Source organism: Natrarchaeobius oligotrophus, assembly GCF_003841465.1.
GTDB lineage: Archaea > Halobacteriota > Halobacteria > Halobacteriales > Natrialbaceae > Natrarchaeobius > Natrarchaeobius oligotrophus.
In genome coordinates this window covers 114,908-126,890 of record NZ_REFZ01000010.1, presented here as the reverse complement: position 1 = coordinate 126,890, position 11,983 = coordinate 114,908, and the positions used below count along the sequence as shown (strand labels likewise).

General features: G+C 61.4%; 9 protein-coding genes. 7 read left to right on the top strand and 2 right to left on the bottom strand.

The window, feature by feature from the left end; translation table 11 throughout:
* Window positions 1-78: 78 nt before the first annotated feature.
* On the bottom strand, window positions 79-1,308 hold the full coding sequence (locus tag EA472_RS14885) for an aminotransferase class V-fold PLP-dependent enzyme (RefSeq protein ID WP_124192308.1): 1,230 nt from the start codon (window positions 1,306-1,308) through the stop codon (window positions 79-81).
* Window positions 1,309-1,403: 95 nt separating this feature from the next.
* On the opposite strand from EA472_RS14885, the gene EA472_RS14880 reads away from it, so the two are divergent.
* Complete coding sequence (locus tag EA472_RS14880) at window positions 1,404-2,150, top strand: IclR family transcriptional regulator (RefSeq protein WP_124192307.1); 747 nt, start codon at window positions 1,404-1,406, stop codon at window positions 2,148-2,150.
* A 71-nt stretch (window positions 2,151-2,221) separates the two neighbouring features.
* Window positions 2,222-2,923 carry a PIG-L deacetylase family protein gene (locus tag EA472_RS14875; RefSeq protein WP_124192306.1) on the top strand — a complete coding sequence of 234 codons (702 nt, stop codon included), beginning with the start codon at window positions 2,222-2,224 and terminating at the stop codon, window positions 2,921-2,923.
* A 505-nt stretch (window positions 2,924-3,428) separates the two neighbouring features.
* On the opposite strand, the gene dgoD is transcribed toward EA472_RS14875, so the two are convergent.
* A complete protein-coding gene (gene dgoD / locus EA472_RS14870) occupies window positions 3,429-4,580 on the bottom strand; it encodes a galactonate dehydratase (protein ID WP_124192305.1) in 1,152 nt (383 codons plus the stop codon).
* Window positions 4,581-4,775: 195 nt separating this feature from the next.
* Here dgoD and EA472_RS14865 point away from each other — a divergent pair, with 195 nt between their 5' ends.
* From EA472_RS14865 to EA472_RS14845, 5 genes are all read left to right on the top strand, one after another.
* Window positions 4,776-6,053, top strand: coding sequence for an extracellular solute-binding protein (locus tag EA472_RS14865; RefSeq protein WP_124192304.1), 1,278 nt, complete (start codon window positions 4,776-4,778; stop codon window positions 6,051-6,053).
* Between the two features lie 178 nt (window positions 6,054-6,231).
* Window positions 6,232-7,218: a carbohydrate ABC transporter permease gene (locus EA472_RS14860; protein WP_124192303.1), complete on the top strand. Its 987-nt coding sequence runs from the start codon at window positions 6,232-6,234 to the stop codon at window positions 7,216-7,218.
* Window positions 7,215-8,141: a carbohydrate ABC transporter permease gene (locus EA472_RS14855; RefSeq protein ID WP_124192302.1), complete on the top strand. Its 927-nt coding sequence runs from the start codon at window positions 7,215-7,217 to the stop codon at window positions 8,139-8,141. Before EA472_RS14860 ends, EA472_RS14855 begins: the two co-directional genes overlap by 4 nt.
* A gap of 208 nt (window positions 8,142-8,349) precedes the next feature.
* Window positions 8,350-9,516 (top strand): ABC transporter ATP-binding protein, encoded by a 1,167-nt coding sequence (locus tag EA472_RS14850; protein ID WP_124192301.1) that lies wholly within the window; start codon window positions 8,350-8,352, stop codon window positions 9,514-9,516.
* A gap of 561 nt (window positions 9,517-10,077) precedes the next feature.
* Window positions 10,078-11,892, top strand: a complete 1,815-nt coding sequence (locus tag EA472_RS14845) for a glycosyl hydrolase family 18 protein (RefSeq protein WP_124192300.1) — start codon at window positions 10,078-10,080, stop codon at window positions 11,890-11,892.
* Window positions 11,893-11,983: the final 91 nt, after the last annotated feature.

Sequence of the window (11,983 nt, the reverse complement as noted above, 5' to 3'; positions counted from 1 at the left end):
GTTTCGGTTCACCAGTTCGGCCGGTTTTCCGGTTCACCAACTCGACCGATCGTTCGATTCCACGGCCCGCGTTCGCTCTCAGCTAGCGGACTCGACGTGGTCGCTGATCCGTCCGACGACGTACTCCGCCTCCTCGTCGTCGAGACACATCGGATTGATCGTGAGTATTCCTTCGTCGAGTCGATCGGTTCCGACGAACACGCGCGGATTCTCGTCGTGAAGCGCTCGAACGAGCTCCGTCGCCGAGACGCCGGTTTCGCTCGGGTCGACGCGGACGACGACCTCCGGTGCGACCGCGACGTCGTTTCCGTCGGTTACGTGCGTCTGGAATCCGTCGACCGCCGCGAGTTCGTCCGCGATTCGGTCCGCGTCCCGACGCCACGCTCGAGCGTTTGCCGCGTGGTCCTCCTCGAGGAAGGCCTCGAGTGCGACGATGATGCCGACGAGCTCTTCTTTTCCGACTTTCATCGAGCGGCCGATCCCCTGACGCGGAACGCAGCCGAGCCGATCGCTGTCGATCAGCGTTTCGGGCGGATTCCAGACGTCGTGTGCGGCGTGCATATCGAGGTGTTGCAACGCGATGGACTCGATGAGATCCCGCCGGCCGGCGACGATACCCGTCGTCTGGGGTCCCCTGATCGCCTTTCCGCCGCTGAAGACCACCAGATCCGCCCCCTCCTCGACGAACCGAGTGAGGTTCTCCGCCGGCGGCAGTTCCGCCGCGGCGTCGACGATGACGGGGACGCCGTGGTCGTGGGCGATCTCCGCGACCACCTCGAGGGGGGGTTCGGTGTAGGGTTTCTGGACGTAGCCGACCGCGGCCGTCTCGTCGGTGATCGCGCGGTCGATCTCCCAGGGTTCGACGTTCGTCGCGCCGGTGCCGAGGTGTCTGTCGTTGGTGCCGACGTCGACGATCGTCGCGCCGGCGGCCCGGAACGCGTGGTCGTAGCCGGTTCGGTGCGTTCGGGGCATGACGATCTCGTCGGCGAAGCCGGTCGTCTCGGGAAGGAGGTCCATCCGGTGGACGTCGCGGCCGGCGAGTGCAGCGGCGGCGCTGAGCAGGAGCCCTGCGGATGCACCGCTCGTCACGTATCCCGCTTCCGCGCCGGTCACCTCGGCGATTCGTTCGCTGGCTTCGGCCTGTAGATCGGAGATTCGAACGAAAGAGTCGCCGGCTCGTTTCATCGCGTCGATCGCTTCGCTGCGGATGCGGCTTCCGCCGATTCGCGTTTTCGTTCCGGTCGCATTGACCACAGCGGGGACGCCTAGCTCTTCGTAGATAGATTTGACTTCGACAGCCCTGTCCATGGAGTCCATTCAGTGCATAGTGAATAAAAAAGTTCGGTTCCGCTGCCGTTTCGATCTGGGAAACACTGATATCGGTTCGATCCGAAGCCCGCGGTATGAGTACGCAAACGGAGGGGGAAGCGATCGAAGCGACCGTTCGGTCGTTCTCGGTACTGCACGTGCTCGTCGACGCGCCACGGCCGGTGGGCGTCACCGAGATCGCGTCCCGGACCGACGTGACCAAGAGTACGGCGTACAAACACGTGAACACGCTCGTCTCCCTCGGATACGCCGAGAAAGTCGAGAGTCGGTACCGACCGTCGATTCGATTGCTCGACTGTGCTCGCCGGCTCGAGTGGAACAACGAGCTGATCCGGACCGTTCGCGATCCGGTCGACGAGCTGGCGGAGATGGCAAACGAGGTCGCGGGTCTCGTCGTCGAGCGAGACGGCGTCGCGATCGACGTCTACTGTGCTGACCAGTACTACAGCGGGACGTTCCCCGCGTACAACACGCGCTACCTCCACTGCAGCGCCGCCGGAAAAGCGATTCTCGCGGAGCTACCCGAGCGACGGATCGATTCCATCCTCGAGACCTGTCCGGCGCTGACCGACCACACCATCACCGATCGCGACGAGCTCTCGATGGAGCTCAATCGCATCCGCGAGCGCGGTTTCTCGCTCGATCGCCAGGAGCAGTTCCCGGACGTCAACAGCGTCGCCGTCAGCCTGCGGACCGACGACTTCGTCTCCGCCGTCTACGTCTCCGGCCAGGCGGACGAGCTTTCGGGAAAGCGGTTCGAAGAGAACATTCCGGGACTGTTACTCAGCGCGAGTCGGATGCTCACCTCCGCGCTCGAGTGACCGCTCCGTGGACGTTCGGCCGGGACGGTCCGTTATCCTGAAATAGATCCGTTTCGATGTGGCTGTTGCACATGGAGTTGTTAGCAATCGTTGCACATCCCGACGACGCAGATATCTTCTGTGGGGGGACGCTGGCGAAACACGCAGACCGCGGGGATACCGTTACGATCGCGCACATGACGAAAGGCGAGTACGGTGGTTTCGACGAGAACGAAGCCGCGATCGCGGAGACGAGAGCCGAGGAAGCTCGCCGCTCGGGAGCGGAACTCGGCGCGACCGACGTGACGTTTCTCGGCTTCGAGGACGGGCGCATCGAGTACTCCCTCGAGAACCGCCTCGCGATCGTCGAGACGATCCGCGAACACGATCCGGACCTCATCCTGACTCACTACCGTGAGGACCTGCACCCCGACCACCGGGTGACGTCTCGCCTCGTGACCGACGCCTACTACATGTCCTCGCTCCCGCTGGTCGAAACGGACCACGAGCCGTCCGATCCCGACAACGTCTACTTCTTTGGAAAGCCGACGTCGTCGTTCGAGCCGACGGTGTTCGTCGACGTCTCCGGCTACGAAGACCGAAAGGCCGCGGCTATCGACCACCACGAGTCACAGGTCGAGTTCCTCGAGGAACACGGCGGCATCGATGCGGAGTTCGACAACCTCATCGAGGGCGTCGCAGCCGAGGACGCCACGCTCGGGAAACGAACGGGGGCCGCGAGCGCCGAAGGGTTCGTCCCGCTCCACGAGCAGGCCGACGAGTACCTGGGCTGATCGGTCGTCGGACGCGTATTCGTTCAGATCCGGTTCGTTCGGTTCGTCTCGCGACGTTCGAGTCCACACCGTCGTGACACTGGCGTTTCGATAGCCGAAACACAGCCGAATTACGACCGTATATTACAGCTGTACGGCTGTAATTGACTCTCGGTTCGAGCGTGATAATCGGGCGCAATGCGCGCTTTTGTTTCGTACTCCGAAAAAATCGTTCGGACGAGGTGGCGAATGATCGCGGCGGCGACGTCACTGGCATGAATGATAACTTCACGCATACGGGGCGCGAGCGGCGGTTCGTCGGCGTTCCCTTCTATTTCCGCCGCTGTTTCTCCTACCGAAACGCCGCGGCGAGCGGACGGGTTCTCCGGCCGACGCGGTCGCCGAAAGCGACCACAGCGGAATCGACGCGCGACGTACACGCACGCAGGGAGTGTAACGGCGCTAGCCGTCTCCACGATAAAACAGCGAGACGATGCGAGGCTTCGGAGTTCGACTCCGAGACGGATTACCACTCGGCGATACTGCCGTCTTCGTGTCGCCAGATCGGGTTCGACCAGTCGAGTTCCTGGCGTGATCGCTTTCGAACGGCTGATTCGTCGATTTCGAGGCCGAGACCGGCACCGTCGAGCGGAGAGAGGTATCCGTCGACGAACTCGAACACCGACGAGTCGTGGAGGTAGTGGTCCGCGGCGCTTTTCGGTGCCGGGTAGATGTCGAACCCGTGATCCTGTACGAGAAGATTCGGAATGTACGCGCTCACCTGCAGCGACGCGGCGAGCGCGATCGGACCGAGTGGACAGTTCGGTGCAACGGCGACGTCGTGGGTCTCTGCCATCGCGGCGATTCGGACCAGCTCCGAGATTCCGCCAGCATGAGAGACGTCCGGCTGAATCACGTCGACGCCGCCCCGCGCGAACAGCGGTTTGAAATCCCACCGGGAGTAGAGTCGTTCACCCGTCGCCATCGCGACGTTCGTTCGCTCGGCGAGCGTCGGCAGATACTCGAGGTTCTCCGGAAGCACGGGCTCTTCGACGAACAGCAGATCGAACTCCTCGAGCGCCGCGATGACCCGCTTGGCGAGCGATTTCGAGATGCGTCCCCGGAAATCGACGACGATGTCCATTCCGTCTCCAACTACGTCGCGAACGTGACGGACGCGTTCGACGACGTCGCCGACCGCTTCGGGAGGCTCGAGGTGGCGCATCTGGTTCGACGCGTCCATCTTCAACGCGGTGTATCCGGCGTCGGCCAGCTGTTTCGCCTCGGCTCCGATCTCGGTGACGCGATCGCCGCCGATCCACTGGTAGACGCGGATCCGATCTCGAGTCTGCCCACCCAGCAGCTCGTAGACGGGAACGTCGAAGCTCTTTCCTTTGATGTCCCAGAGCGCCTGATCGATGCCCGCGATCGCGCTCATCAGAACTGGTCCACCTCTGTAGAAACAGCCCCGGTACATCGCCTGCCAGTGATCCTCGATGTTGTGCGGATCCTTCCCCACCAGATAGCTGTTCATCACCTCTTCGACGGCGGTGCGCACGGTTCGCGCTCGCCCTTCGACGATCGGCTCCCCCCACCCGACGACGCCGGCGTCGGTCTCGATCTTCAGAAAGAGCCAGCGGGGCGGAACTTCGAACAGTTCGTAGTCGGTGATTTGCATAGCAGGGTGTTCGTGACGATCCATTATATATTCACCCACTATCGCCGGATTTCGGTCGCGCTGCTGCCGTTCGCTCTGGGTTTGTCCCTCCGTCGTTTTCGCTCGGAACCCGTCCGATTTGCTCCAGCGCTTACCTCGTGCATTTTTGGAAAAAGTTATGTATAATGTGTCACAATACGGGGGTGAGGCTTAGCTATGAGACGTCATACCCGGCGGAAGGTGCTTGCAACGACAGGTGCAGCGACTGCATTCAGTCTTGCGGGGTGTATCGGCGGAGACAACGATGGGCCGACGACGATCGAAACGCGGTACATGGATGCTCCCGGTGCCGAAGAGTACTTCGAAGAACACGCCGAAATCTTCGAAGAGGAGACCGGAATCCACGTGGAGTTCGAGTTCGTCGGATGGGGTGAGGCTCAGGAGACGCTTTTGAGCGACATCACGAGCCAGACCGGCCCTGACGTTCAAGAGATCGCGTCGACGTGGATTCCGGAACAGGCCGATGCGGGCGGCTGGATGGACCTGGAGTCCGACGAGGTCGTCGATCACATCCCGGACACCGGCATGTTCGAAGAGGGTGCGATGGACGTCGCGACGTTCCAGGGTGACATCGTGGGCATCCCGTGGTTCTGGGGGCCGCGCGCGTGGCAGCAGATCGACGAAGAGGTCGAGGATGGCGGCGTCGACGGACATCCCGACGACTGGGACGACCTCGTCGATCAGGCACAGGCCTACGACGGTGATAACCACTACTTCGCACTGATGGGGTCGGACTTCGAGCCCATGCGGAACTTCGCGATGTTCCTCTGGCAGAGCGGCGGACAGTTGCTCACCGACGACTACTCCGAGCCGGCGTTCCACAACGAGGAGGGGGTCCAGGCACTCGAGTTCTACGCCGATCTGTACCAGGAGTACGACGTGATGCCGTCGGAGACGGTCGAGTGGGCCGCAGCCGACATCAACGGCGCGTTCGCGGGCCGACAGATGGCCAGCACGGTCGACGCCCTCGGAACGGTCGGCGCGTACGAAGATGAGGACGGCCAGTCGCTGGACGACCTCTCGATCTCCGCCCCGCCGGTCGGTCCCGACGGCGACGGCGGCACGTTCTTCGGTATGGAACTGCTCGGCATCCACCCGTGGACCGACGAACCCGAGGCGGCCGCACAGTGGATCGACTACCTGCTGCGCGCCGAACCCAACGCCGAAATTTCGAGTACGATCGGATTCCTGCCGACTAACCCCGACGGATTCGACACCGAGTACTTCGACCACGATCTGTACGAGGCGTTCAACGAGGACGTTTTCCCGGTTGCACAGACGTACCCGCAGGTGCTCGGCTGGGGCGAGATCGAGGGCGAACTCAACAGAGCCGTCGCCGAGGTCATCCAGAACGCCGTGACCGGCGACCTCGAAGAGGGAGACGTCGAGGATGTCCTCGACGACGCTGCCGAAGTCGCACACCAGACGCTGTAGTCGAAACGGGCGTCCCAGCTATCCCTGCCGGGATCGCACTGTGCGCTCTACGCTTTGTTCGGGTCGCCGACCACCAGTCGCGTCCTGTCGTCGTCCGGACGACAGCTTCGGCGGTCGATCACGTCCTGGCGCTCCCGAGAGCGAAAAACATTAATCCAACTCAACCCAGATAACTGTTATGGCGAGTACGACGAGACAGTTTCGAAGACGACTAGCCGACGTGCAATTCGGGAACTACCTCCCGTTTTACAGTCGGCTATCCGAAGAACAGCGCTTTGCGTACAAGCTCCTCGCTCCGGGGCTTGCGATGATGTGTATTATTCACTTTCTCCCGATCATCTGGGGTACGCTCATCAGCTTTATGGGCGTCAACTCGACCTACGCCCAACAGTGGCACAGAGCGCCGCTCGTCGGGCTCGAGAACTACTTCGACGTGCTCGACCCGGGCACCGTCGTTGGCAGTCGATTCTGGTTCTCGATCCGTCAGACGGTCATCTTCGCGGTCGGGTCGCTCGTGGTGACGTACGTCCTCGGACTGACGGCAGCGCTGGTCCTCAACCAGCAATTCAAAGGGCGATTCGTGGCGCGGACCCTCCTGTTGCTCCCGTGGGTCGCTCCGGTCGTCGTCACGCTGCTCATCTGGCGGATGATGTTCCAGCAACAGAGCGGAATCATCAACAACATTCTGCTCTCGATCGGTCTCATCAACGAGCCGATCTATTGGTTGATCGGTGACAACGCCATCTGGACGCTCGTCCTCACCCACTCCTGGACGCAGTTTCCGCTTGTCATGATCATGCTCTACGCAGGCCTCCAGGGAATTCCCGAACAGCTGTACGAGGCCGCGTCTATCGACGGTGCCGGCCGGTGGGAGAAGTTCCGCTACATCACGTTCCCGCAGCTAAAGCCGGTTTCAGCCGTCGTCGTGTTGCTGGTGATGCTGTGGACGATGATCAACTTCACCGCACCGTACGTCTTGCTGGGCGCACAGCCGCCACGTTCGGGCCAGGTCGGTATTCTGTACATCTACGAGTTCGCCTTCTCGAACTACCAGTTCGGGCGAGGGGCCGCGATGAGCGTGGTCCTCTTTATCATCGCGATGACGATGGCGATGATCTATTACAAATATCTTTTCGACGACGACTTCACGGAGGGTGACGAATGATTCCCGACGAACTGCGGCTCTCGCCGTCCGCCAAAGACCAGCTGTTCGACCTCCTCTCGAGAGGAATTCTAGGCTGTCTGTTGCTGTTCGCGCTGTTTCCCATCTACTGGATGATCATCTCGAGTTTCCGGACTCGAACCGAAATTACGGCCGCAGACCCGCAACTGCTGCCGATCGAACTCTCGGAGATTCCGTTGATCGTTCAGGACCCCGTGATTCTCCTCGAAATTCTCCACTACGAGAACTACGTCACCATGTGGGGCCGATTCCCGGTGTTAGATTACTTCATCAACAGTCTCGTCATCGCTATGACGACGACCGGATTCGCCCTCGTGGTCGGCTGCCTGGGCGGGTACGCCTTCTCGAAGTACCGGTTCCCCGGGAAGGGGGCCGTTGGCGGTGCCCTGCTCGGGACGCAGATGATCCCGGGTATTCTCATCCTGCTCCCGATGTACCTGATGTTCATCTGGATCCAGAACAACATCGGATTCCCGATGGTCAACACCTACCACGGAATCATCTTCGTCTACACGACGTTCACCGTTCCCGTCGCAATTTGGATGCTCAGGGGCTTTTTCGACACGATCCCTGACTCCGTCGAGGAGGCGGCACGGGTCGACGGCTGTTCGCGAATACAGGCGCTCGTCCGCATTATTCTCCCGATGGCCGCACCGGGAATTGCGGCGACCGGAATGTTCGTCTTCCTCGTCGCCTTCAACGAGGTGCTGTTCGCGTCGATTCTCGCAAGTGGCGACGTGACGCCGTTTGCGATCGGCATTCAGAGCTTCGAGACGCAGACGACGGCGTACTGGGGTGAGATGATGGCGGCGTCGACCGTGGCGACGGCACCCATCCTCGTCCTGTTCGTCCTCTTCCAGAAGCCGATCGTCGAGGGGCTGACGGAGGGCAGCGTCAAGCAGTAAGCGGTCGGGCTTTTCGTCTCGGTTTCGTTTCGTCCATCGGTGTGGCTGACCGCCTTTGTGGCTGACCGCCTTTGCATTCTTAGCACGCGCGTGCGTAAAGAGAAATACACTGTGTCTTGATTCTCTTACTCGAAACATTCGTCGAGTTCGATTCGGATCGTATCTGGTTAGGTAGTTATAAATATGCGCGCGAACCAGATGAGTACAAATGAGCCGTGTCATCATCGATAATCTGACGAAGGAGTACAACTCGCCCGGCGGGTCGATCGTCGCGGTCGACGATCTGAATCTCGCCATCGACGACGGAGAATTCGTCGTCTTCGTCGGTCCCTCCGGTTGTGGGAAGTCGACGACGCTTCGCTGTGTGGCCGGTCTGGAGACGGTGACCGGAGGATCGATCCAGTTCGACGACGAAGACGTCACCGACCAGAAACCGAAAGAGCGCGACATCGCGATGGTGTTTCAGAACTACGCGCTGTACCCGCACATGACTGCGCGAGAGAACATGGCCTTCGGGCTCAAGATGTCGACGGATCTCTCGAAAGAAGAGATCAACGAACGCGTCGAGGACACCGCCGAAATGATGGGTATCGAGGAACTGCTCGAGGACAAACCGAAGGCGCTGTCTGGCGGTCAACAACAGCGCGTTGCGCTCGGTCGGGCGATCGTGCGCGATCCGGAGGTGTTCCTGATGGACGAGCCGCTGTCGAATCTCGACGCCAAGCTTCGTGCACAGATGCGCACGGAGCTTCAACAGCTACAGAACGAACTGGACGTGACGACGGTGTACGTCACCCACGACCAGACGGAAGCGATGACGATGGGCGACCGCATCGTCGTCCTCAACGACGGACAGCTCCAACAGGTCGGGACGCCACTCGAGTGTTACCACCGGCCGGCGAACCAGTTCGTCGCCGGCTTCCTCGGCTCGCCGCCGATGAACTTCCTCACCGTCGAGGCCGACCTCGAGAACGGAGCGCTACGAAATTCGATGTTTACGCTCCCGGTGTCCGATTCGGTAGCGGCCGAGATCGACTCGCCGAATCTCGTGCTTGGAATCCGACCCGAACACATCGAACTCACGGATACGCCCGAGACCCACGGCGAACCCGATCGGCTCATCGAGACGGAGGTTACCGTCACGGAGCCGATGGGTGACGTGACGAACGTCTATCTCGACATCGGCGGCGAGTCGGTGACGGTCACGACCGACGGGAAAACGGGTGCAAGTGCCGGCGATCGGCTGTACATGCACGTACCGGCCGCGAAGATGCACCTGTTCGACGCCGAAACCGGCGACGCGATCAAACACAGCGACGAACCGATCGATTCGACCTCGGTCCCCGAAACCAGCAGCCCTGCCGAGACGGCTTGATCACGCCGTCACGAGAGTATTTTCGCTGACGCGTCGACCGCACTTTCGGTACCCCGGATACGTCCCATTCCGTCTCGTTTTTCCGATCGAATTTCTCCGTCGTATTCAACACGACGATCGATCGGCACCGAAAAATATTATATTATCGTTTAGAGAACCAATAAATTTATTACGGTATGGGAGATACCCGAACAACGTATGGGGTGATGTAGCATGACAGGAATGGTCTACGGCCCCGGTGGTCGCGTGCGGTCTCGTGGGTTGTCGGTCACTCGAACAGCGTGTCGGATGATGACACCGAACCGTGGTGCTTGAAACTGCTAGCCCGATAAGGGAAACAGTTCGTTCGTTGCATTTCGGCTTTCGTGTCAGCCGTGACCGAGACGCCGTCTTTCGGTCCATCAAAATGTTAGGGATCTATTGTGAATTAGATAACATTTGAAAGATAGCTACTAAAATTATCTAACAAGCTAGAATAATATTTTATAGCATGATCCAGTATACTCGAATGGCCGCAGCGGAATGCGGCACTCGAAGATCGACACTGAGGACCGATAATCAATGAAACGAACACGCCGAACCGTTCTGAGTAACGCAACGAAACTGTCCGCGCTACTGGCCGGAATCGGAGCCAGCGGTGCCGTCGCTGCCGAGAGCGACGAGTATCCCGAGTGGGACCCCGACACCGTATACACGGGGGGTGATCGGGTCATTTACGAGGGCTACGTCTGGGAGGCCCAGTGGTGGACCCAGGGCGACGAACCCGGTGCAAACGAGTGGGGACCCTGGGAGGAAATCGAAGAGCACAACGGTCCCGAACCGGAACCGCCCGAGGGACCGACCGCGTCGTTTTCCGTCAGCGATCAGTTCCCGGACCCCGGAGACGAAGTCGAGTTCGACGCCTCCGACTCCGAAGGCGAGATCGAATCCTACGAGTGGGAGTTCGGCGACGGAACGGAGGCAAGCGGTGAGGTCGTCACGCACTCGTTCGACGAAGGCCAGTACGACGTGACGCTGACCGTCGAGAACGCAGACGGCGACACCGACACCGACTCGATCAGGATCACGGCAGGCCGTCCATCGTCGGACGAAAAGCGCGTCGTCGCGTACTACCGCCAGTGGGCGCAGTACGACCGCGACTTCGTGCCGGCGGACATCCCCTACGACCAGGTCACGCACGTGCAGTACGCGTTCGCCCGTCCCGAGTCGGACGGCTCGGTCAACCTCGTCGGCGACTCCCACGGCCAGCAGGCCTTCTGGGCCGAGGAGGAGTGGCAGGGCGTCGAGGGCGGAACCTTCGCCGAACACGCCGCCGAGCACGACGACACCAAGTTCGTCCTGTCGATCGGCGGCTGGGGCGACTCGCGGTACTTCTCCGACGCGGCGCTGACCCAGGAGAACCGGGAGCGCTTTGCCGAGGACTGCATCGAGTGGATCGAGCGGGGCAATCTGGACGGCATCGACATCGACTGGGAGTTCCCCGGCGGCGGCGGCTGTACGTCCGAAGACGCCGAGGAACCCGCCAGCGTCTGTCCGAGCGACGGCAACATCGTCCGCGAGGGCGACCAGGAGCGCTTTACGTTGCTTTGCGAGACGGTGCGCGAGCGCCTGGACGAGCACGCCCAGGAGGTCGGTCGCGACGAGCCCTACGAGCTCACCGCTGCGGTCTCGGCCAACCCCGACGTCGTCGAAGGCGTCGAGGACGGCAACGACGGACTCGAGCACGAGAAGCTCTCGGAGCTTCTGGACTTCATCCTGGTGATGACGTTCGACTACGCGGGAATCTGGTCGGAGACGACCCGCCACCACGCTCCGCTGAAGCCGAACCCGGACGATCCGTTCGAGGAAGCAGACGCCTGGAACGCCGAGTACGCACTCCAGTACTGGGAGGAACAGGGCTGGGATCCCGACCAGCTCAACATGGCCGTCCCGTTCTACGGCCGGAGCTGGGACGACGTCCAGCCGCCCGAAGACGACGTCGGCACCGGCGAGGACGACGGTCTTTTCCAGGAGTTCGAGGGCGAAGGCGAGGACGCCAGCATGGACGGCTCCTACCCGGCGTTCGGCGAGCCCGGCTCCCAGCTTGGCGGCGTCTTCGAGTGGTTCGACCTCGAGGGCGACGGCCGCGGTGGGAGCAACTCCGTCGACCTGGACAGCCCCGACTGGGAGGTTTACTACGACGAGGACGCGGTCGCCGCGTGGGCCTGGAACGCCGACAGCCGGGAGATGATCAGCTACGAATCCCAGGAGTCGATGGAAGCCAAGATGCAGTGGCTCCGGCAGTCGCCCTACGGGGGGACGATGCTGTGGGCCATCGGCGGAGACACCTACGAGGGTGACCTCATCGGCACGCTCTGGGACAACCTGAACGGCTGACGCCGTTCGAACCGCCGACTCCGACGCTCGTTCGCACGAGCGGCCATCGTACAGCACCGGACAACTGACGAACACGCGACTAACAGACACC

What these genes read in the sequence shown, in the direction of transcription:
- EA472_RS14885 (WP_124192308.1), bottom strand. Translation starts at nt 1,308, where the DNA reads ATGGACAGGGCTGTCGAAGTCAAATCTATCTACGAAGAGCTAGGCGTC.
- EA472_RS14880 (WP_124192307.1), top strand. Translation starts at nt 1,404, where the DNA reads ATGAGTACGCAAACGGAGGGGGAAGCGATCGAAGCGACCGTTCGGTCG.
- EA472_RS14875 (WP_124192306.1), top strand. Translation starts at nt 2,222, where the DNA reads ATGGAGTTGTTAGCAATCGTTGCACATCCCGACGACGCAGATATCTTC.
- dgoD (WP_124192305.1), bottom strand. Translation starts at nt 4,580, where the DNA reads ATGCAAATCACCGACTACGAACTGTTCGAAGTTCCGCCCCGCTGGCTC.
- EA472_RS14865 (WP_124192304.1), top strand. Translation starts at nt 4,776, where the DNA reads ATGAGACGTCATACCCGGCGGAAGGTGCTTGCAACGACAGGTGCAGCG.
- EA472_RS14860 (WP_124192303.1), top strand. Translation starts at nt 6,232, where the DNA reads ATGGCGAGTACGACGAGACAGTTTCGAAGACGACTAGCCGACGTGCAA.
- EA472_RS14855 (WP_124192302.1), top strand. Translation starts at nt 7,215, where the DNA reads ATGATTCCCGACGAACTGCGGCTCTCGCCGTCCGCCAAAGACCAGCTG.
- EA472_RS14850 (WP_124192301.1), top strand. Translation starts at nt 8,350, where the DNA reads ATGAGCCGTGTCATCATCGATAATCTGACGAAGGAGTACAACTCGCCC.
- EA472_RS14845 (WP_124192300.1), top strand. Translation starts at nt 10,078, where the DNA reads ATGAAACGAACACGCCGAACCGTTCTGAGTAACGCAACGAAACTGTCC.